The sequence below is a fragment of the Marinobacter sp. genome, assembly GCF_046484525.1.
Taxonomy (GTDB): Bacteria; Pseudomonadota; Gammaproteobacteria; order Pseudomonadales; family Oleiphilaceae; genus Marinobacter.
In genome coordinates this window covers 1-20205 of record NZ_JAWOIS010000063.1, presented here as the reverse complement: position 1 = coordinate 20205, position 20205 = coordinate 1, and the positions used below count along the sequence as shown (strand labels likewise).

The 20205-nt window shown below is 59.2% G+C and carries 20 protein-coding genes; 14 read left to right on the top strand and 6 right to left on the bottom strand.

The window, feature by feature from the left end; all coding sequences use genetic code 11:
* Positions 1–10 precede the first annotated feature (10 nt).
* A complete protein-coding gene (locus tag R6W86_RS13805; RefSeq protein WP_410329944.1) occupies positions 11–478 on the top strand; it encodes a hypothetical protein in 468 nt (155 codons plus the stop codon).
* A 93-nt stretch (positions 479–571) separates the two neighbouring features.
* On the top strand, positions 572–1453 hold the full coding sequence (gene htpX, locus R6W86_RS13800) for a protease HtpX (RefSeq protein WP_410329943.1): 882 nt from the start codon (positions 572–574) through the stop codon (positions 1451–1453).
* A 252-nt stretch (positions 1454–1705) separates the two neighbouring features.
* On the opposite strand, the gene pdxB is transcribed toward htpX, so the two are convergent.
* The 3 genes from pdxB to R6W86_RS13785 are packed head-to-tail and all read right to left on the bottom strand — an operon-like array spanning position 1706 to position 4749.
* Entirely contained in the window at positions 1706–2860 is a 1155-nt protein-coding gene (gene pdxB, locus R6W86_RS13795) for a 4-phosphoerythronate dehydrogenase PdxB (RefSeq protein ID WP_410329942.1), read from the bottom strand.
* A 15-nt stretch (positions 2861–2875) separates the two neighbouring features.
* A complete protein-coding gene (locus R6W86_RS13790; RefSeq protein WP_410329941.1) occupies positions 2876–4162 on the bottom strand; it encodes a DEAD/DEAH box helicase in 1287 nt (428 codons plus the stop codon).
* Positions 4159–4749, bottom strand: coding sequence for an elongation factor P hydroxylase (locus R6W86_RS13785; RefSeq protein WP_410329940.1), 591 nt, complete (start codon positions 4747–4749; stop codon positions 4159–4161). The genes R6W86_RS13790 and R6W86_RS13785 overlap by 4 nt, the downstream gene beginning before the upstream one ends.
* 128 nt (positions 4750–4877) lie before the next feature.
* Between R6W86_RS13785 and dsbD the strand changes: the two genes are divergently transcribed.
* Positions 4878–6785, top strand: a complete 1908-nt coding sequence (gene dsbD, locus R6W86_RS13780) for a protein-disulfide reductase DsbD (RefSeq protein WP_410329939.1) — start codon at positions 4878–4880, stop codon at positions 6783–6785.
* Positions 6786–6793: 8 nt separating this feature from the next.
* On the opposite strand, the gene tusA is transcribed toward dsbD, so the two are convergent.
* On the bottom strand, positions 6794–7033 hold the full coding sequence (gene tusA, locus R6W86_RS13775) for a sulfurtransferase TusA (RefSeq protein WP_410329938.1): 240 nt from the start codon (positions 7031–7033) through the stop codon (positions 6794–6796).
* A gap of 87 nt (positions 7034–7120) precedes the next feature.
* On the opposite strand from tusA, the gene R6W86_RS13770 reads away from it, so the two are divergent.
* A complete protein-coding gene (locus R6W86_RS13770; protein WP_410329937.1) occupies positions 7121–7411 on the top strand; it encodes an antibiotic biosynthesis monooxygenase family protein in 291 nt (96 codons plus the stop codon).
* A gap of 30 nt (positions 7412–7441) precedes the next feature.
* On the opposite strand, the gene rlmM is transcribed toward R6W86_RS13770, so the two are convergent.
* On the bottom strand, positions 7442–8515 hold the full coding sequence (rlmM, locus tag R6W86_RS13765) for a 23S rRNA (cytidine(2498)-2'-O)-methyltransferase RlmM (RefSeq protein ID WP_410329936.1): 1074 nt from the start codon (positions 8513–8515) through the stop codon (positions 7442–7444).
* Between the two features lie 112 nt (positions 8516–8627).
* Here rlmM and R6W86_RS13760 point away from each other — a divergent pair, with 112 nt between their 5' ends.
* The gene (locus tag R6W86_RS13760) at positions 8628–10493 is read left to right on the top strand and encodes a diguanylate cyclase (RefSeq protein ID WP_410329935.1); all 1866 of its coding nucleotides are present in this window, start codon (positions 8628–8630) and stop codon (positions 10491–10493) included.
* Here the strand turns inward: R6W86_RS13760 and R6W86_RS13755 are convergent.
* Complete coding sequence (locus R6W86_RS13755; RefSeq protein ID WP_410329934.1) at positions 10465–11115, bottom strand: alpha/beta family hydrolase; 651 nt, start codon at positions 11113–11115, stop codon at positions 10465–10467. The genes R6W86_RS13760 and R6W86_RS13755 overlap by 29 nt on opposite strands.
* A gap of 220 nt (positions 11116–11335) precedes the next feature.
* Here R6W86_RS13755 and ccoN point away from each other — a divergent pair, with 220 nt between their 5' ends.
* The 9 genes from ccoN to R6W86_RS13710 all read left to right on the top strand — a co-directional run bounded on the left by ccoN (position 11336) and on the right by R6W86_RS13710 (position 20002).
* Positions 11336–12766 (top strand): cytochrome-c oxidase, cbb3-type subunit I, encoded by a 1431-nt coding sequence (ccoN, locus tag R6W86_RS13750; protein ID WP_410329933.1) that lies wholly within the window; start codon positions 11336–11338, stop codon positions 12764–12766.
* Between the two features lie 15 nt (positions 12767–12781).
* Positions 12782–13390: a cytochrome-c oxidase, cbb3-type subunit II gene (gene ccoO, locus R6W86_RS13745; protein ID WP_410329932.1), complete on the top strand. Its 609-nt coding sequence runs from the start codon at positions 12782–12784 to the stop codon at positions 13388–13390.
* 4 nt (positions 13391–13394) lie between these two features.
* Positions 13395–13580 (top strand): cbb3-type cytochrome oxidase subunit 3, encoded by a 186-nt coding sequence (locus R6W86_RS13740; protein ID WP_410329931.1) that lies wholly within the window; start codon positions 13395–13397, stop codon positions 13578–13580.
* Positions 13577–14467 carry a cytochrome-c oxidase, cbb3-type subunit III gene (gene ccoP / locus R6W86_RS13735; protein WP_410329930.1) on the top strand — a complete coding sequence of 297 codons (891 nt, stop codon included), beginning with the start codon at positions 13577–13579 and terminating at the stop codon, positions 14465–14467. The genes R6W86_RS13740 and ccoP overlap by 4 nt, the downstream gene beginning before the upstream one ends.
* 136 nt (positions 14468–14603) lie before the next feature.
* Positions 14604–16034: a cytochrome c oxidase accessory protein CcoG gene (gene ccoG / locus R6W86_RS13730; protein ID WP_410329929.1), complete on the top strand. Its 1431-nt coding sequence runs from the start codon at positions 14604–14606 to the stop codon at positions 16032–16034.
* A gap of 48 nt (positions 16035–16082) precedes the next feature.
* Positions 16083–16598, top strand: coding sequence for a FixH family protein (locus R6W86_RS13725; RefSeq protein ID WP_410329928.1), 516 nt, complete (start codon positions 16083–16085; stop codon positions 16596–16598).
* A complete protein-coding gene (locus tag R6W86_RS13720) occupies positions 16595–19042 on the top strand; it encodes a heavy metal translocating P-type ATPase (protein ID WP_410329927.1) in 2448 nt (815 codons plus the stop codon). Before R6W86_RS13725 ends, R6W86_RS13720 begins: the two co-directional genes overlap by 4 nt.
* A gap of 37 nt (positions 19043–19079) precedes the next feature.
* On the top strand, positions 19080–19328 hold the full coding sequence (ccoS, locus tag R6W86_RS13715) for a cbb3-type cytochrome oxidase assembly protein CcoS (protein WP_410329926.1): 249 nt from the start codon (positions 19080–19082) through the stop codon (positions 19326–19328).
* Positions 19328–20002, top strand: a complete 675-nt coding sequence (locus R6W86_RS13710) for a sulfite exporter TauE/SafE family protein (protein ID WP_410329925.1) — start codon at positions 19328–19330, stop codon at positions 20000–20002. Before ccoS ends, R6W86_RS13710 begins: the two co-directional genes overlap by 1 nt.
* Positions 20003–20205 lie beyond the last annotated feature (203 nt).

The following is a 20205-nucleotide window of genomic DNA, read 5'->3' as shown; positions in this document are numbered from 1 at the left end:
CGGACAATTTATGGCAGACATTCACGTCGAGGAATTCTACAAGGACGTCGCCGTCGCCCTGGTTCAGCTCTACGGCGTTTTCCCCCGCAGGGTGAACCTGTTTGTGGAAGACATTGCCGGGCCGGACGAGCCTGATGAGTTCGGTCTGCACAGCAAGCGGCACATGGCCTGTTTCGGTGCCCTGCTCTGGCTCGAGGAGGAAGGCTTGCTGCGCTATGTGGACACCATCCGGCAGGAAGCCCTCGACCAGGCTGTGCTGACCCGCGATGCCTTTATCAGGCTCAGCGCCCCGGCCCCTCAAGCCTTGGCCGATGCCGCCGGTGTACAAGTGGCGGAAACCGACAACCTGCCCCGGTCAGTCCGGCGGGACCTCTCCACCCATATTCACCTGATCCGCCAAGCGCTGAAGAGTGGTAACTCCGCCCACATAAGCCTGGTGGTGCAGGCTACCTTTTTTGCCGACAACAGCTACCATTAAATCGCGGTAATACTCTTGAAGCAGAGAACCCGGACCGCATCTTCCGGTCAGATGGGTGAATTGTGCCTTTGACTGAACTTTCAAGGAATTAACATGCGTATACTGCTGTTTCTGGCGACCAACCTTGCGGTCATTGTGGTGGCCAGTTTTACCCTGCGCTTGCTCGGTGTCGACAATTACCTTAACCAGCAAGGCATCGAATACGGCTCGCTGTTGGCGTTTGCCGCGGTGTTCGGCTTCGCCGGTGCCCTGATCTCCCTGTTCATTTCCAAGCCGATGGCAAAATGGAGTACCAAGGCACAGGTGATCGAATCCCCCCGCACCCCTGCCGAGCGCTGGCTGGTGGATACCGTGGCTGAACTGGCTCGGAACGCGGGCATCAAGATGCCGGAAGTGGCCATTTTCCCGGCATCCCAGTCCAACGCGTTCGCTACCGGCTGGAACAAGAATGATGCGCTGGTGGCCGTCAGCGAGGGCCTGCTGCATCGTTTCAACAAGGACGAGATCCGTGCCGTTCTCGGCCACGAAATCGGCCACGTGGCCAATGGCGACATGGTGACTCTGGCCCTGATTCAGGGTGTGGTGAACACGTTTGTCATCTTTGCGTCGCGAGTGATCGGTTCGTTTGTTGACCGGGTGGTGTTCAAGAATGAGCAAGGCCACGGTATCGGTTTCTTTGTGGTGAGCATTGTTGCTGAGATCGTTCTTGGCATCCTTGCGAGCACGATTGTGTTCTGGTTTTCCCGTCGTCGGGAGTACCGGGCGGATATTGCCGGCGCCCAGCTGGCGGGTCGTTCGGCCATGATCAATGCACTGGCGAGGCTGAAACAGGAAAGCGAGGTGCCGGATCAGATGCCAGATTCATTGCAGGCGTTCGGTATCAATCGCGGTGCACGGGCCGGTCTGAGTGCGTTGTTCATGACCCATCCGCCGCTGGAAGACCGTATTCGGGCTTTGCAGGAAGCGAATCTCTGATGAACTTTCGGGGGCCTGCCCGCATTGCTGGTGGGCCCCTCCTTCCGAAACACGCTCCTTGCGGCACCCCTCCGGGGTCCAGCCTGCAATCATAGATTGCAGTCGTTCGGCTGTCGCATGAAGCTTCGCTTCATAAGCGCTCGGCCTCACCCCTGTGACGCTTGAGCTCCGCCATCCATGGCTCCGCACAGTTTCGGAAGGAGGGGCCCACCAGCAACGCTACTGTCGAGCACGCCTCAAGTCCGATCGATCTTAGATCTTTAGCTTGAAACCAATCGCTCTGAAACTGTCCTGCAGGGACTTACTGGTTCCTTTCAGCTGGACTTTCAGACTGGAACATTCTCTTCTCACTGGATAGTCCCGGCGCAGCCGATCGAAGGCCGCTCCTCTCTCCTCGGCACTACCGTTCATGGCAAGACGCAGGCGGGCATCATCCTCTCGAGGGTCGTAACAGGCCCTGAGCGCGGTCTTGATCGCCTTGTCTTCGTCTGCAGCCGAGGTAAACGAAACCTTGCTTAAAGCCGGTTCCGGGAGGAACTGGCCGGCTTTTTTGCGGATCGGCAGGCCCAGGAAGGTGCTCAGGGCCTGATAGATCATTTCAGTGCCCTGAACCTTGCCCTCCAGGCTGTAACCGGCGATGTGGGGGGTTGCCAGCCAGGCCAGGTCCACCAGTTCCGGGTCGATTTTCGGTTCCCGCTCCCAGACATCCAGGGCAACGAGAGGCGGGTTGGCGGAGGTCAGGCGCTGTTTGAGGACGGAGGTATCGATTACCTCGCCACGGCCGGCGCTGATCAGGAGTTGGTCGGAGGTGAGTCCGGCGAGTTCGCGTTCTCCGATCATGTGGAATGTGGCGTGGGGGGTGTTCCGGGTCAGCGGGGTATGCAGGCTGACCACGTCGCATTCCATGGCTTCGTCCAGGCTGACGAATTCCGGGCCCTGTTCGCCTTCCCGTTCGGCTCTGGGCGGGTCGCACAGTCGGGTAGTGAAGCCGAGGCGTTCCAGCTTGGCTGCCAGCTCACCGCCGACGTTGCCGACACCGACGATACCGACACTCAGGTTCGTCCAGTCAGTCAGGCCACGCCTCTCTGCATAAAGTGAAAGTACCGAAAGAACGTATTCGACGACGCTGTTCGCATTGCAGCCCGGCGCGGCGGAGAAGCGGATGCCCTGTTCTTCCAGCCACTGGAGATCGACATGGTCGGTGCCAATGGTGGCGGTTCCGACAAAGCGGACCCGGCTGCCTTCCAGTAACTCGCGGTTAATTCGGGTTACGCTACGGACCAGCAGGATGTCTGCGTCGCGGACGTCATCCGGGCTCATGTTGCGGCCCGAAGCCCGGCGGATTTCGCCCATGTCTCCGAAGAAGGAGTCGAGTAACGGAATATTCTCGTCAGCTACGATCAGCATGGTCGTCTACGTCCTTCAGTTCCTGCGCTGGCGCTGGGAGCCGCGGCCGCCTTGGGGACGTCCACCGCCACTACTGCGGCGGCCACCGCGTTTTCGGGTGATAGCCGGTTTTTCCAGGGGGGCTCTGAGGGTATCGTCAGGAACTTCGGTTTTCAGCTTCTGGTTGATGTAGGTCTCGATCGCCGGGAGGGTGAACGAGTCGTCCTCGCCGGCCAGGCTGATAGATACTCCTTTACTGCCCGCACGACCGGTCCGGCCAATGCGGTGCACGTAGTCTTCCGCGTTGTCCGGCAGGTTGTAGTTGAACACGTGGGTGACGCCGTTGACGTGTATACCCCGGCCGGCCACGTCGGTGGCGACCAGTACCTGGATATTGCCTTTCTTGAACTGGTCGAGGGTGCGCAGGCGCTTGTTCTGGGCGATCTCGCCGGACATCAGGGAGACCTTGACCCCCTGGTTTTTCAAGTCTTCCTCGAGGTCCCGACACTGGTCCCGGCGGTTGGCGAAGACGATGGCCTTTTCCACTTCCGGGCGTTTCAGGTAATTAACCAGTACCTGGAGTTTTTCATCTTCGCCCAGCAGGTAGACGGTCTGTTCGACCCGTTCCGCAGTCTTCTGCTCCGGCTCGATTTCTACAAACTCGGCATTTCGGGTCCACGTGGACGCCAGGTTGAGCACGTCCTGGTTAAAGGTGGCGCTGAACAGGAGGGTCTGGCGATCGTCCTTAAGGGTGCACTTGCGGATGATCCGCTTCACATCTGGGATGAAGCCCATATCCAGCATCCGGTCGGCTTCGTCGAGGATCAGGATGTCCACCTGGTCCAGAAAGACATCCTGGGAACCCAGGAAATCGATCAACCGGCCCGGGGTGGCCACCAGGATATCCACAATTTCATTCTGGAGCTGATCCCGCTGTTTGTCGTAATTCATGCCGCCAACCACGGTGACAACGTTGTGCCCGGTGTACTGGCAAAGTTGCTCTGCGTCCTTGGCAATCTGCATCGCCAGCTCCCGGGTCGGGGCCAGCGCCAGTACGCGGGGCTCGGAGGCGAAGCGGTCTTTCTCGGGAATCGGTGTTTCCAGCAGTGTCTGGATGGCGGTGATCAGAAAGGCCGCGGTCTTGCCGGTACCGGTCTGGGCCTGACCAATCAGATCTTCACAGGCCAGCGTCCACGGGAGTGTCTCGGCCTGGATCGGCGTGCAGTATTCAAATCCGATGTTGGTTATGGCGTCCAGCAGGCGTTGATCAAGATTTAGGTCACTAAACTTCAGATCGCCGGTGTGTTTGGGGTCAGATGTCATACAGTCTCTGTATTCCTTACTCTGTCGGAAAGCGAATTGGGTGGAACCAGGCGTTGTACGTCCTGTTGCCAGGCGCTATCGAAGTTCCGGGCGGTTCCGTAAAAACTCTTCAGTGAATCAAAAAACTGCTGGCCCCGGGCTGGCAGGCCCTCTGCCAGGTAACGTTCGGCCTGAGCGAGGACATTGGCACGGAACCGCCGTTCATCGCAGGCCCCGTCTCCGGAGAGGTTGTCCACGCTGATGTGAAAGCACGAGCCGGCAGCCACCGAAAACAGCCATTCCTGGGCCTGGGGCTTTACTTCAACCTGCTCAAAGGCCCGCTGTTGTTCCGGCGTGCGACCATCCGGACAGTACCAGTAGCCATAGTCGTGAAGTGTGCGGCGATACTCACCGGCAATGCACCAGTGGCTTATTTCATGCAAAGCACTGGCATAATAACCGTGCGCGAATACGACCCGGGCGAGGCCGGACAGTCCCTCAGGGGGCAGGTACTCGGGTTCTGAGCCGCCCCTGACCAGAATCGTCCGGAACGGCTCCCGGAACAGGTCATTGAACAGCATGATAAGATCATTTGGACAGTGATTCATTGGATGGCTATTGTGCGACTTTAACGCAATCAATACCAGACCGGCGGGAACTTTACCCGCCAGCCGGTGTCCACTGCCCTCGAAGCTGGAATCGTCCACACACTTACAACCGGGAACTTGCACTGCAGATGACAACCCGCAGCCTTGCCGACCGCCCTTACCTGACTGCCTTCGCTATTTGTACCATCCTGGCAACATGCCTGGCTCTGCTTGCTTCTCCGGCCCATGCCCTTGGCAGCTCAGGTTCCGGTTCAGGCCTGTTCGGTGGCGACAGTGATTTTCTTCCGGTAGACGAAGCGCTGCCCTTCACCTACACCACCGATCAGGGCGCGGTTACCCTGAGCTGGAACATAACGCCCGGTCACTACCTTTATCAGAACCGTGTTGCCGTCACCTCGGCCACCGACGGCGTGACCGTGGGGGAACCATCCTTCTCGTTGCAGGGTGAAACCACCAACGACGAATTCTTTGGTGAAGTCACTGTTTTCTATGAGCCGGTTGAGGCTCGCGTGCCCGTCAACCTGCCGGAGGGTGCACGCGAGGCCACTCTCGAGGTCACCTACCAGGGCTGCGCCGAGGCCGGGCTGTGCTACCCGCCTCAGACCCGGGAGGTACTTTATTACCCCGGCGGTTCTGATGCTGGCACTGGCTCTGCGGCAACTGCGACGAGCAGCGCGACCGGATCTGCATCTGCCGCAGGCGCTGCCAGGTCCGTCGATACCAACTCGGCCACCGGCCTGGCGGGTTTCCTCTCCGAGCAATCTGTCCTGATCATTGCCGGTCTGTTTTTCCTGCTGGGCCTGGGGCTGACCTTCACGCCCTGCGTCCTGCCCATGGTTCCCATCATCTCCACCCTGGTGTCAGGTCATAATACCCGCACCACGGGCCATGCCCTTATGCTCTCGGGGAGCTACGTACTGGGTATGGCGCTGACCTATGCCGCTGCCGGCGTCCTGACCGGATTGCTGGGCGCCAGCTTCAACCTGCAGGCCCAGTTGCAGTCCCCGTGGGTTCTGGGCGTCTTTGCCACGCTGTTCGTAGTGTTTGCACTGTCCATGTTTGACCTGTTCGACATCCAGCTGCCGCGTTTCGTCCGGGATTCCCTCAACAACGCCAGCCACAAGCTCACCGGGTCCCGGGTCGCAGGCATTTTCGGCATTGGGGCCCTGTCGGCGCTGATCGTTTCGCCCTGTGTCTCGGCACCACTGGCGGGCAGCCTGCTGTACATTTCCACCACACAGAATGCAGTCACCGGCGGTGTCGCCCTGTTTGCGCTCGGTCTGGGCATGGGTGTCCCGCTGATTCTGGTTGCGGTTGGCGGCCGTAAGCTACTGCCCACCACCGGCCACTGGATGACTGCCGTCAAACACTTTTACGGCGTGATGCTGCTGGCGGTGGCCATCTGGCTGGTGGAACGACTCGTTCCGGCCTGGGTGGCACTGACCCTCTGGGGTTTGCTGATTGCCATTACCGGGGTCCAGCTCGGCGCCTTTGACGCCGCCAAGGCCGGCTGGCAAAGGACCCGCAAGGGAGTGGGACTGATCATGTTCGCTTATGGCGTGGCACTGCTTGCCGGGGCCGTCGGTGGCGCCAACGACCCACTCAAACCCCTGGCACCATTCACGGTGGCCTCGTCGACACCCTCAGTTCAGGCGGCCAGCAGCCACGCCGAGTTCCAACGGGTCGAGGAACCAGCGGAAATCCGGAGGCTGTTGCAGGCTGCCCGGGACCGGAATCAACCGGTCATGCTCGACTTCTATGCGGACTGGTGCATTTCCTGCAAAGTCATGGAGCGCAACGTCTTCAGCGATGCCCAGGTTGGCCAGGCACTGTCATCCTATACGCTGTTGCAGATCGACATGACCCGGAATACGCCCGAGCAGCAGGCCTTGCTGAACGAACTTGGCCTGTTCGGACCACCTGCGATCCTTTTCTTCCAGGCTGATGGCGACGAACTCGAAGACCAACGAATCCTCGGCGAGATGGATAAGCGGGAATTTCTGACCCACCTTGAGCGATTACCGATCCGGACCTGACGGCCGGATCATCCGCCACGACGAATCAGGTAGACGAACTCCCCCTTCTGCTCCGCCTGGCTCACCAGTTCGTGCCCGAGGAACTGGCAGAATCGAGGAATGTCCCGGGTGGTGGAAGGGTCGGTCGCCACCACACGCAGAACGCCGCCGGGCTCGACGTCGTTGATGCGGTTGTGGAGCATCATGACCGGCTCCGGGCAGAACAGGCCCCGGGCATCAAGTTCGGCGTCAAATTCAGTGGCCGTCAAACGATCACTCCTTCTGGTTAAGCTGATTTTTCAGAAATACGTGCTAAATTCCTGTTTATAACAGGTAAAAATATACGGAGGAAAACCATGATACGGGTTTTGATCGAGCGCCATATCGCCGAATCCCTGGAAGAAGCCTATGAACAGCGGGCCCGTCTGGTGCTACAGCAGGCTGTGGCGGCGCCGGGCTTCATCTCCGGCGAGACCCTGGTCGACAGCCACGACTCCAATCACCGGATCACCCTGGCCAACTGGCGCTCGGAAGCCGACTGGGACCGCTGGTACCGCTCCCAGGAGCGTCGGGACGTGATGGCAGAACTCGTCCCGATGATGGACAAGGAAGAAGCCATCACGGTGCTTCAGCAGAACGCGATCTGATTCCCTCTGATTGCCCCTGGCCCTTTCGGATCAGCTCGTGCGTTCGATGAAACAGGTGATCTCTTCCCTGTCATGATACAGGTGGCGGGCGCGCATTCGGAAGCCGACGCCCGCCCGGGTCAGCCCCTCCTCAATGATTTCCCGGCAGATCAGCCACTCTTCATACCGTTTTTTCATGGGCAGCTTCAGGTTAAACACGGTAAACCGGCATAAACCGGAACCCACCCAGTCCACCGACAGGCGTGCCGTCTTTCTGGGCTGATCAACAATATCGCAGACCATCCAGTCGATACCGCGCTTCGGCCGCCAGCCATAGCCGTCGGCACGAACATGTTCAACCTGACCAGAGGCCATCAGTTCCGGGTCCATCGGGCCATTATCCACCGCAGAAACCAGCATGCCCTGACGGACCAGTTGCCAGGTCCAGCCACCAGGCGCAGCGCCCAGGTCCGCGGCTTTCTTTCCGCCCCCAAGATACTCCAGCTCCTGTTCAGGAGGCAGGAACACCTTCCAGGCTTCCTCCAGTTTCAGTGCCGAGCGGCTTGGAGCCGACGCCGGAAGCCGAAGCCGTGGGATGCCACCCGCGAAGCGGGCCCGGTTAGCCCGGAGACTGAAGCCAACCACCGCATGGCTGAAATCCGGCAGGAAAATCTCCAGCCGGGCAGGCGTGTCCGCTTCTACGTCCTGCAGGAGCCCTGCGCCCCTGAGTCCCTTTGACAGAGGTGCCACCCACTTCCGGGCAAAGTTGCCCAGATCCTTGTCAGCCTTGTTTTCCAGCAGGCGGACTTCCACCCGGGCACACTCCGGCCAGCCACCTTCTATCTGTCGAAGCCCTTCAATGACCGCACCTACCCGATCTTCTGGCGGCAGCTCCAGCCGGCCAAGCACCACCAGCCAGTCCCGCACAAACACCAGGCTCTCGAGCCTGACCCGAGCCAACAGCTCCTTGGCAGGCTCCGGCCCCGGCAGAGAAAACCAGACAATCCCCTCGCCCCTGACCGGCTCAAAAAAACCATAAATACCTGATTCCATAGCAGAATCGGTAAGTTCGCGCCCGGCCTCGGTCTCGAAGCCGGGCCGACAAAATGCGAGAATCTGTTCCATGTTGCCCCTGTAGCGGACTCCTGCCTGAACCCCGCAAATTTGAACCTGTTTAACAGTGAAAATAGTGTATGTTGGCTACACTTCCAGCTCACTTTCTTGCTGGAAGCGCTGAATGCCACTTCTGACCCGGCTTATGTCTGCAGCCACGATCTGCTGCCTGTCTGCCCTGGCCTGGGCCAATCACCCCCCCACTCCGGGCACATGTCCGGTGTTGGATGTCGCAGACGACAGCGCCCGGCACAACCTGATGGACTATGTCTGTTATCACAGCGCCGATCCGGGGGATCGCGCCCACCAGGCTATATCCCCGGAAGACCTGCCGCGGTCACTGGCCTGGACCGCGGCTGACGGCCATGACCTGGTATTCAGCCACACAGAATCGGTGTACTGGCTGAACCTGCAACTGAATAATACCGCGAATACCCGGGGGTTCTGGTACCTCAAGCTGGATTACCCGCTGCTCGATGAGGTGACATTCTGGACCTCCAGTAGCGATGGCACCACCCGGAAACTGGCAACCGGCGACCAATACCCGTTTACATCCCGGGGCATAGATTATCGGTATTTCCTGCTGCCCGTCACCCTCGGGGCGCAGGAGCTGCTTGGTGTCACGATCCGCATCCGCAGCAGTGGCGCGCTCAACGTTCCCCTGTCCCTGGAAACCCCGGCCGAGGTCATCTCCACCAGCAACCACCTGACCCTGACCCACGGGCTGTTCTACGGAGCGCTGGCGATCTTTGCCGCCTTCAATCTGCTGCTATTCTTCAGTTCCGGGACTGTCTACTACTTCTACAATGCCTTTTACATGGCTGCGATGGGTCTGTTCCTGTTTGCCATGGGCGGTTTCGCCAACCAGTATTTCTGGCCCGAGAGCGCCGGCTTTGCCAACACCTCGATTCCTCTGGCCCTGGGACTGTGCGCCCTGGCCATGACCCTGTTCGGTCGGTCTTTCCTGGAAGTGAGGCCGAATACCCTCGCCAACACCACCCTCAAGGCCCAGGCCTGGTTCTGTATGGTCTTTCTGGCACTGACCTTCATTCTGCCCTACAACAAGACCATCATCCTGAATACGGTTCTGGCCCTGAGCGTCATCGCCAGCCTTCTGATCTCAGCAGGGATTCGCTGGCGCCAGGGTTATCAACCAGCTATCTGGTACCTGCTGTCATGGATGGTGATGCTGGCCGGCGCACTGATCTATGCACTGGCAGCTTTCGGCTACCTCGCCGACTTCCTGGCCCGGGAATCGCTGATGCAGGTAACCATCGGCGGTCAGGTCCTTCTTCTGAATTACGCCATGGTCCAGCGCTGGCGCCTGCTGAATCAGAAACTCCTCGAGGTGGAGCACAAGGCCCGCACCCAGTTGGAATTCAAGGTTCACGAACGCACCTCGCAGTTGCGCAACGCCATGCGGGAACTGGAAAAAGCCAACCGGAAACTGGCGGCACTAAGCCTGAACGACCCGTTGACCGGCCTGTATAACCGCCGGCATCTGGACAACATTCTTCCGGAACTTTGTGCCGAGGCCAAGAGGACCGGGCAACCCCTGGCTCTTGCCCTTATCGATGCCGACCGGTTCAAGGCGGTGAACGATAGCTGGGGACATGGTTTCGGGGACACCTGCCTACAGCTGATTGCCGATATCCTCTCCCGACATGTGAAACGGCCGAGGGACATAGCCATCCGCTTTGGTGGCGAGGAATTCGCCGTCCTGCTGCCCGGCGCCGACAGCAAAGGCGCCCGCAAGGTGTGCCAGGCGATACTCGATGAGCTTCGGAACACACCGCTGGAAACCCCTGACGGCAAGACTCTCACCATGACCCTGAGCGCAGGCGTAGCGGAATTCACGGCCCCGGAGGACCAGAGCTCGCTGTTCCACCGGGCGGATAATGCGCTCTACCAGGCCAAGGCCTCCGGACGTGACCGGGTACAGTTCGCAGAGACCAGGCTTGCTAACTCGGGCGTACCCGCGATTCAATGAATGTCCGGACGTGGCTGGCAGCCTGGTAGATCAGATCCTGCCGGATTTCGGTCTGCCGGGCCAGCGGCTGAAAGTCGTGGTTACCACCGTCCAACCACACCAGCTGGCAGGCCCCGAGGTCCTTTTGTCTTTCAGCCACCTCATCGGGCTTACCGAATGGATCCCGGGTTCCCTGAATCACCAGCATGGGGCACTCAATCCGGCGAAAATGGTCAATACGCCAGTTATCCGGTTTTCCCGGGGGATGGAACGGATAACCGAAACACACTACCCCGTCGATCCCACTCTCTTCCGCTGCCAGGAAACTGGCCATCCGCCCGCCCATGGATTTGCCGCCAACAAGAATCGGGCATACCTCCCCAGCCTCCGTCCGGACCTGCGCAAGAACCTCGCGAAAACTCTCAAGAAGCCGGGGCTGCCGGTCTGGCGGCCGTTTCTTGCCATCCTGCCGGCGCTTCTGCATATACGGAAACTCGAATCGCACCGCGGCGACCCCTTCCGCATCCAGCGCTCCGGCCAGTTCTTCCATGAACGGAGAATCGGCCGGTGCGCCGGCACCATGCGCCAGAATCATTACGACTTTCGGCTGATTTTCGTAGTGATTGCTCTTAATCAATTCCACTGAATTCACCTCTGCCAGATCAGGGACTATCATAGCCGGAGCAAGCAGCAATTTCCCGGGGCGCAACCTCATCTTAGAGAATGATTCACATGCTCGCCATGTCGCTGATTTCGGTGAATTTGACAGATATCATGAGTTGACCTGAGTCATTGCAAACAGCTAATGGTTTCTCCATACTTGCGCCCGCATAATTTCCCATCTTAAACCCATTGGTAAGGCTATGAGCACAGTAAATGCAAACCTGACATACAACTACAAGGTGGTGAGACAATTCGCCATCATGACAGTGGTATGGGGTATTGTAGGAATGGCTATGGGTGTGCTGATCGCAGCGCAGCTCGTCTGGCCATCCCTCAACCTCGACCTGCCCTTTACCCACTTCGGCCGGCTCCGGCCGCTGCATACCAACGCCGTTATCTTCGGCTTTGGTGGAAGTGCCTTGTTTGCCACCGCCTATTACGTCGTACAGCGTACGTGTCAGGCCCGCCTGATCTCGGACGGCCTGGCGGCGTTCACGTTCTGGGGCTGGCAGGCAATCATTGTGGCAGCAGCGATTACCCTGCCAATGGGCTTGACATCAACCAAGGAATACGCGGAACTCGAATGGCCGATCGATATCGCCATCGCGGTGGTCTGGGTAACCTATGCCATTGTCTTCTTCGGGACCATTACCAAGCGCAGCACCCCGCACATCTATGTGGCTAACTGGTTCTATGGCGCTTTCATCATCACAGTTGCGGCTCTGCACATCGGTAATAACATGGCCCTGCCAGCCACGGCCTTCAAATCCTATTCCGCATACGCCGGCGTGACCGACGCCATGATGCAGTGGTGGTACGGCCACAACGCCGTAGGCTTCTTCCTGACCGCCGGCTTCCTGGGCATGATGTACTACTTCGTCCCCAAGCAGGCCAACCGCCCGGTCTATTCCTATCGTCTCTCCATCGTTCACTTCTGGGCGCTGATCGCGACCTACGTATGGGCCGGTGGTCACCACCTGCACTACTCCGCGCTGCCGGACTGGGCCCAGACCGCAGGCATGGTTATGTCCCTGATCCTCCTGGCTCCATCCTGGGGCGGCATGATCAACGGCATGATGACCCTGTCCGGTGCCTGGCACAAACTGCGTACCGACCCGATCCTGCGCTTCCTGGTGGTCTCCCTGTCTTTCTATGGCATGTCCACCTTCGAAGGCCCGATGATGTCTATCAAGACGGTCAACGCGCTGTCCCATAACACGGACTGGACCATTGGCCACGTTCACTCGGGTGCCCTGGGCTGGGTTGCCATGATCAGTATCGGTGCGGTCTATCACCTGATTCCCAAGCTTTGGGGTTTGCAGGCCATGTACAGCACGGCTCTGATCAACGTGCACTTCTGGCTGGCGACCGTCGGAACTGTGCTTTACATCGTTGCCATGTGGGTTAATGGCATCATGCAAGGCCTGATGTGGCGCGCGGTGAACGAGGACGGCACTCTGACCTACAGCTTCGTGGAAGCTCTGGAAGCCTCCTATCCGGGTTACTTCGTCCGCTTCCTCGGTGGCGTTATCTTCCTGACCGGTATGTTGCTGATGGCTTACAACGTGTATATGACCGTTCGTCAGAAAGAAGCGGTTGCAGCTGACAATGCTGCGGCTCAGGCGGCGTAACGGGAGAGAGATCAGATGAAACACGAAATTATTGAAAAGAATATTGGTCTGATGATCATCCTGATCATCCTGACCATCAGTGGTGGTTTCCTGGTGGAAGTGGTGCCCCTGTTCTTCCTGAAGCAGACCAACGAGCCGGTCGAGGGCCTCGAGCCACTGTCCGCGCTTGAGCTGGAAGGCCGTGACATCTACATCCGTGAGGGCTGCCACGTGTGCCATACCCAACAGATCCGTCCGTTCCGGGCGGAAACCGAGCGCTATGGCCACTACTCCGTTGCGGGTGAGTTCGTTTACGATCGCCCGTTCCTGTGGGGCTCCAAGCGTACCGGTCCGGACCTGGCCCGCGTTGGCGGTCGTTATTCTGATGCCTGGCAGCGTCAGCATCTGTATAACCCGCGCAGTGTGGTTCCGGAGTCCAACATGCCGGCGTTCCCCTGGCTGTTCGAGAACCGTGTCGATCATGACAGCATCGATGAGCGGATGAAGACCCTGCAAACACTCGGGGTGCCCTATACGGACGAGCAGATTGCCGCTGCGTCAGCTGACATACAGGGTACATTCGAAATCGAAGCGCTGGTCGCGTACCTGCAACAGCTGGGTACCGTGATTTCAGGCAAACGGTGATCCCATGGATATCAATGAGCTACGCGGCATTCATACCTTTCTGGTAATGGCGGTCTTCCTCGGCATCGTCTGGTGGGCCTACAGCGCCCACCGCAAGAAGGCCAATGACGAAGCGGCGCACCTGCCGTTCGATGATGAAGACGTGGACAAGCGTACTCTCGAACAGGAAAAGACGGAGAAGAAACAATGAGTACCTTCTGGAGCATCTGGATCAGTGTGATCGTGCTCGGTACTGTATTTGGCTGTGTCTGGCTGCTGTGGGCAACCCGCAAGAACCAGACCACTGATGTCGAAACAGACCGGACCATGGGCCATTCCTTCGATGGCATTGAGGAATACGATAACCCGCTGCCCAAGTGGTGGTTTTATCTGTTCATGGCAACCTGTGTGTTTGCCCTCGGTTACCTGGCACTGTACCCGGGCCTGGGCAACTACAAGGGCCTGCTGGACTGGACTTCCACCAATCAGTGGGAAGCGGAAGTGGCCGCGGCGGAAAAGAAATACGGCGAAATCTATGCCCAGTACGGCAACACTCCGGTTCCCGAGCTGGCAACCAATGACGACGCCCTGAAGATCGGTCAGCGTCTTTTCGCCAACAATTGCGCTGTCTGTCACGGCTCTGCTGCACGTGGCCAGGTTGGCTTCCCCAATCTGACCGACGACGACTGGCTTTACGGCGGCACGCCTGATGCCATCCTGGCAACCCTGCACAATGGCCGCATGGGCAACATGCCCGCCAAAGGTACCATGCCCGGAATGACCAACGAACAGGTCGATCAGGTGGTAAACTATGTGCTGAGCTTCAGTGGTCGGGAAATGGATGCCGAGGCAGCCAAGGCCGGCGCCCAGGTATTCCAGCAGGCCTGCGTAGCCTGTCATGGACCGGACGCCAAAGGCAATCAGGCGATGGGCGCCCCCAACCTGACTGACAACACCTGGCTCTACGGCTCCACGTATGACTGGATCAAGGAAACCGTCATGAACGGTCGCCAGAACCAGATGCCGGCCCAGGCTGGACGTCTGTCCGAGGATCAGATCCAGATCCTGGCAGCTTACGTGTACAGCCTGTCCAACTGAGAATGATCCGGCCAGGGCTCCTGCCCTGGCCCGGTCTTTTCAACCCTGTGTCTGCCCCTGCGGCCACAGGCTTGAGAAGATCAGCAGACCCTCCGAGGCCCGCTCCCCCGCTTTTCCATTTCATCGGGAGGTTACGATGAGCAGTGAGATTCCGGTCAAACAGGTTGACCCTTCGTCTGATTCCTCCAACAAGAACAAAAAAGCCGAGACCGTCGAGCTCTATGCGAGTCGAAAGAAAATCTATGTCAGGGAAGTGAAAGGCTTCTTCCAGCGTATCCGGAATGTGAGCCTGACCCTGCTGATGGGCATGTACTTCCTTTTCGTCTGGATCACCATCGACGGTCAGCCACTGATCCACTTCGACCTTCCGGCGCGGGAATTCCACCTCTACGGCATGACCTTCTATCCCAAGGATTTCATCCTGCTATCGGGCCTGCTGATTATCTGTGCTTACGGCCTGTTCTTCATCACCACCCTGTTCGGCCGGGTCTGGTGTGGCTATACCTGTCCGCAAACGGTGTGGACCTTCATCTTCATGTGGGTTGAAGAGCGGATCGAGGGCAGTCGCAACAAGCGGATGAAGCTCGACAAGGCCCCGAACTCCGGTCAAAAGATCGCCAAGAAATCCGCCAAACACACGGTCTGGCTGCTGATTGCTCTGGCAACCGGTCTCACGTTTGTCGGGTATTTCTACCCCATCCGGGAACTGATTGCAGACCTATTTACCCTGCAGGCCAATGGCTGGGCCTATTTCTGGGTGGCATTCTTCACCGTCGCCACCTACCTGAACGCTGGCTGGATGCGTGAACAGGTATGCCTGTACATGTGCCCGTATGCCCGCTTCCAGTCGGTCATGTTCGACCCGAACACCCGGGTGGTTTCCTACGATCCGAACCGTGGCGAGCCCCGGGGCGGCCGCAAGAAGGGCGTTGACCCGAACGAACTGGGCCTCGGCGACTGCATTGACTGTGGCCAGTGTGTCCAGGTCTGCCCCACCGGTATCGATATCCGGGACGGCCTTCAGTACGAGTGTATTGGCTGCGCCCTGTGTATCGACGCCTGTGACGAGGTCATGGAGAAAATGAACTATCCCAAGGGCCTGATCCGGTACACCACCGAGAATGAGCTGGAGGGCAAGCAATCCAAGCTGCTTCGCCCCCGTACCTTCGGCTACGGCATCATGCTGGCACTGATGATTTCAGCGATCATCTTCACCATTGCTACCCGGGTGCCGGCCCAGATGGATGCCCTGCGTGACCGGGGCGCACTTTACAGCTTCAATGGCCAGGGGCGGATTGAAAACTCCTATACCCTGAAAATTGCCAACATGACCGAAGTGCCTCAGGTCTTCTCCATCTCCGTGAGCGGCCTTGAGGGCATCCAGATCCTGACCGACACCAGGGTAACCGTTGAAAGTGGCGAGAACCGCTCGTTACCGACCGTCGTGGACGTTCCACCGGAAGCCATCTCCGAATCCAACAACGAGATCAGGTTCCAGGCGGTATCCGAAACAGATTCGTCACTGAAACTTGAAACTGAAAGCCGGTTTGTCGGTCCAACGCGCTGATTTGTTGAATTGGCCCCGACACACCGGCTAGAAAAGAGATGAAGCATTATGAGTGAACACGCTCCGGTTGCACCTTGGTACCGCCAGCCCTGGTTCTGGTTCCTGACCATTTTTCCGCTGGCGGCTATCGTCTGGTGTACCGTCATGATCGTTGTCGCCAGCAACATGAAGGACACCATGGTGACGGATGACTACTCCAAGGAAGGGCGAGGCATCAACCTTGCCATTGCCCGTGACCAGCAGGCCTATGAGATGGGCATGGTTGGTGAAATGAGCTTTGACAAGCGTGAGGTTACGCTGAAGCTCAATACCGAGGAGGGTCCGGCACAATTTCCCTATGTGATCCTGAATCTGTTCCACCCGACTCTGGCCGAACGGGACCGCACCATCCAGTTCCGTAACGAAGGTGGCGGGTACTTCTCCGGCACCATGTACCAGGACATTGAAGGCCGCTGGTATTACGACCTGCAGGGGCCTGATAACAAGTGGCGCCTGAAAGGTGAAGCCTGGCTGCCGGCAAAAGATGGCCTGACCATTCGGGCGGAAAAACCCGTCAAGGGGTGAGTACACTGGATTGTTTCCATTGCGGTGAACCAGCCGAGGGGAATCCGCCGATCACGCTGGAGCTTGAAGGCAACACAAGGCATTTTTGCTGTCAGGGCTGTAAAGCGGTTTGCGAGACCATCCACAATGAGGGTCTCACCGGCTTCTACGACTTCCGGACAGAACCGGCGGTAACACCCCGGGAACTGTCTTCCTCGGAGCTCACTCGTCTGCGGGAGCTGGACCACCCGCTGGTCCAGCAATCCTTTGTCTCGCCCGTCAAAAGTGGTCAGGAAGCAAACCTTCTGATTGGCGGTATCACCTGTGCCGCCTGTATCTGGCTGCTTGAAAACCACATGAAGAAACAGCCGGGAGTACAGAGCTTCTCGGTGAACCACACGACCCAAAGGGCACGCCTGGTCTGGTCGCCGGATCAGGCGAAGCTGAGTGACCTGCTGATCGCGATCCACCAGCTCGGTTACACCGCCCGTCCCTACCAGGCCGATGAGATCGAGCAACAGTTAAAAGCGGAACACCGCTCGATGCTCATCCGGCTCGCGGTGGCCGGCATCGGTTCCTTCCAGAGCATGATGCTGGCGTTTCCGCTGTATTTCGAACTGGTCAATGATCTTTCACCAGAATTTGTCTCCTTTTTCCGATGGTTCAGCCTGCTGGTTGCCACTCCGGTGGTGCTGTACAGTGCCCGGCCGTTTTTCCGCAATGCACGTCGTGATCTCCGGACCAGGCATCTCACCATGGACGTACCCATCGCCATCGCCATCGGTCTGGCCTATGCCGCCAGCGCCTGGGTGACGGTATTCAGCGGTGATGAGGTCTATTTCGAATCGGTGTGCATGTTCACCTTCTTCCTGTTGCTTGGTCGCTATGTGGAAGTCCAGGCCCGCTACCGGGCCGGCCTGACCGGCAATGCCCTGGCCGGATTCCAGCCGGCGGTTGCGGCGAGGGTGAACGGTGAGAAAACCGATATAGTTCCGGCCCACGACATCCGGCCCGGCGACGTGGTCCGGGTGCGGCCTGGCGAAACCCTGCCTGTAGACGGAAGCATTGTTCGGGGCGAATCCACCCTCAACGAGGCGGCATTGACCGGAGAATATCTGCCGGAGTCGCGAGGCCCCGGCGACAGGGTCCACGCCGGTAGCATCAACGGCGAGAACCCCCTGGATGTACTGGTGGAAAAATCCGGCGCCCAGACCCGGCTCTCGGGCATCCTGCGGGTCCTCGACCGGGTCCAGTCGGAGAAACCGCCGGTTGCCAGAATGGCTGACCGGATCGCGGGCAAGTTTGTTGGCCGGGTATTGATCCTGGCCCCGCTTGTGTGGATCGGCTGGTGGCTGGCCGGAGCAGACAACGCGTTCGATATCACTCTCTCAGTGCTGGTGGTAACCTGCCCGTGTGCTCTGTCTCTGGCCACACCGACCGCCATCACCGCGGCGACCATCCGTCTGCGGAAACTGGGGTTCCTGCCGACCCGGGGGCACACCCTGGAGTCCATGAATACCGTCGATACGGTCATCTTCGACAAGACCGGCACGCTTACACGGGGCGAACTGAGCCTGGTGGGCCAGCAAAGTGTTGGCAGCCTCGATGACAACACTTGCCTGCGCCTGGCCGCCGGCCTGGAAAAATTTTCCGAGCACCCCATCGCCCGAGTCTTCCACGACCGCGCGGCAACGGCCATGCAAGGCGTCCGCAATCATCTCGGCGGCGGCCTGACCGGGCAGTACGGGGAACATAACTACGCCATCGGCCATCTGGATTTTGTGGCGAAACACACCAACGCCCCTGTGCCGGAACGTGGTCAGCATACCGGAATGGAAATCTGGCTGGCCTCCGAAGCCGAATGGCTGGCCTGCTTCCGGCTCGACGACCAGCCCCGGGAGGATGCTGCCGAAACGATCAGGGCCTTGCAGGATCAGGGCATCCGTACCATTCTGCTCAGTGGTGACCGAAGTGGCCACGTGGCCCGTGTCGCCGAGGCACTGGGTATCACCGAAGCCATTGGGCAGGCATCGCCGGAGCAGAAACTGGAAGTGCTGGAAAAGCTCACCGGCGAAGGGCGCCATGTGATGATGGTCGGCGACGGTCTGAACGACCTGCCCTCCATGGCCGGAGCCGGCCTCTCGGTGGCCATGGGAAGTGCCGCCGACCTGACCCAGCTGAAAGCTGATGCGGTTCTTCTGAATGGCCAGCTCATGCAGTTGGTGGAAGCGCTCAATACCAGCCGGCAGACCCGCCGGGTCATCCGTCAGAACATGATCTGGGCCCTGGCCTATAACCTGTGCGCCCTGCCTCTGGCTGCGGCCGGCCTGGTCCCCCCGTGGCTTGCCGCCATCGGCATGTCCGCCAGCTCATTGATTGTGGTGCTTAACGCGCTCAGATTGGGCGCCAGCCCCGACCAGGCCCCGACGGAACCAACACCGGTTGGTACTCGGGCATTGTCCTGATAACGTAAAAGACACACTTCATGATGAGGTAAGTGCCGTGCAGATTGTAATGGTCCTCGTGCCATTGATGCTCATTCTGGTTGCCGTGGGAATTGCCCTGTTTGCCTGGGCGGTCAAGAACGGCCAGTATGACGACGTGGAAGGCCCGGCTCATCGCATCCTCTATGATGATGACAAGGACATGATTCCCCGGGAAGCCAGAACCGACAAACCTGAACAGGAAGGTGAAGAACCGGAGCAGAGTACCGGGGAGGAAGACCGGGACAGTACCGGGCCGAAGAGCTGATGACAGCAGACCTTTACCTGAGCTATCCCAGCGCCTTTCTCATCGGGCTGCTCGGCAGCACCCACTGCCTGGGCATGTGTGGCGGCATCAGTGCCTCCCTCTCCATGGCCCTGCCAGTGGGCCGGGGATTCCGCTTTCGCCAGTCGCTGATGCTGCTGGCCTTCAATTTCGGAAGAATCGGAAGCTATACCCTGATCGCGGCACTGATCGCGGTGCTCAGTACCGGGGCCGCCAGCCAGTGGACTTTGGCAGGGATCGTGCTGCGGACCATCGCGGGGCTTCTGCTGATTTTCATGGGCCTTTCCATGGGGCAGTGGTGGCAGGGTATCCGCTACGTGGAGAAGATCGGCGCTCCGGTCTGGCAGAAGCTCTCGCCCCTGACCCGACGCCTGATGCCGATCCACCATCCGGGCCAGGCGCTGGCACTGGGCGCACTCTGGGGCTGGCTGCCCTGTGGCCTGGTATACAGCACCCTGGGATGGGCTGCGCTACAGCCTACCGTTACTTCGGCTGCTCTGACCATGTTCTTCTTTGGTCTCGGCACCCTGCCTTCCATGCTGGCGACCGGCTATGCCGCCAGTTGGGTGCGCGGCCTGCAAAAACACCAGGCTGTCCGGAAAGCCAGTGGTGCCTTGCTCATCCTTTTCGGAATCTGGACCCTGCCGTTGTTCTGATCAGAACCCGACTGCCTAGTGTCCCGTCTGGTTAATTCGCTGACCTACTGAGCCACTGAGAGCCTTGAGAGCAAGGCGCGATGGCGAAGGTTTGGTGGTTCCAAATCGAGTCAGAGCAACGCAGCTATCAAGGCTCTCAGTGGCTCCCGAAGGGCGCGGCGCTGGGGCCCCTGACCGATGTTGCCAGCACTTGATGTGGAACC

What these genes read in the sequence shown, in the direction of transcription:
- R6W86_RS13805 (WP_410329944.1), top strand. Translation starts at nt 11, where the DNA reads ATGGCAGACATTCACGTCGAGGAATTCTACAAGGACGTCGCCGTCGCC.
- htpX (WP_410329943.1), top strand. Translation starts at nt 572, where the DNA reads ATGCGTATACTGCTGTTTCTGGCGACCAACCTTGCGGTCATTGTGGTG.
- pdxB (WP_410329942.1), bottom strand. Translation starts at nt 2,860, where the DNA reads ATGCTGATCGTAGCTGACGAGAATATTCCGTTACTCGACTCCTTCTTC.
- R6W86_RS13790 (WP_410329941.1), bottom strand. Translation starts at nt 4,162, where the DNA reads ATGACATCTGACCCCAAACACACCGGCGATCTGAAGTTTAGTGACCTA.
- R6W86_RS13785 (WP_410329940.1), bottom strand. Translation starts at nt 4,749, where the DNA reads ATGAATCACTGTCCAAATGATCTTATCATGCTGTTCAATGACCTGTTC.
- dsbD (WP_410329939.1), top strand. Translation starts at nt 4,878, where the DNA reads ATGACAACCCGCAGCCTTGCCGACCGCCCTTACCTGACTGCCTTCGCT.
- R6W86_RS13770 (WP_410329937.1), top strand. Translation starts at nt 7,121, where the DNA reads ATGATACGGGTTTTGATCGAGCGCCATATCGCCGAATCCCTGGAAGAA.
- rlmM (WP_410329936.1), bottom strand. Translation starts at nt 8,515, where the DNA reads ATGGAACAGATTCTCGCATTTTGTCGGCCCGGCTTCGAGACCGAGGCC.
- R6W86_RS13760 (WP_410329935.1), top strand. Translation starts at nt 8,628, where the DNA reads ATGCCACTTCTGACCCGGCTTATGTCTGCAGCCACGATCTGCTGCCTG.
- ccoN (WP_410329933.1), top strand. Translation starts at nt 11,336, where the DNA reads ATGAGCACAGTAAATGCAAACCTGACATACAACTACAAGGTGGTGAGA.
- ccoO (WP_410329932.1), top strand. Translation starts at nt 12,782, where the DNA reads ATGAAACACGAAATTATTGAAAAGAATATTGGTCTGATGATCATCCTG.
- R6W86_RS13740 (WP_410329931.1), top strand. Translation starts at nt 13,395, where the DNA reads ATGGATATCAATGAGCTACGCGGCATTCATACCTTTCTGGTAATGGCG.
- ccoP (WP_410329930.1), top strand. Translation starts at nt 13,577, where the DNA reads ATGAGTACCTTCTGGAGCATCTGGATCAGTGTGATCGTGCTCGGTACT.
- ccoG (WP_410329929.1), top strand. Translation starts at nt 14,604, where the DNA reads ATGAGCAGTGAGATTCCGGTCAAACAGGTTGACCCTTCGTCTGATTCC.
- R6W86_RS13725 (WP_410329928.1), top strand. Translation starts at nt 16,083, where the DNA reads ATGAGTGAACACGCTCCGGTTGCACCTTGGTACCGCCAGCCCTGGTTC.
- R6W86_RS13710 (WP_410329925.1), top strand. Translation starts at nt 19,328, where the DNA reads ATGACAGCAGACCTTTACCTGAGCTATCCCAGCGCCTTTCTCATCGGG.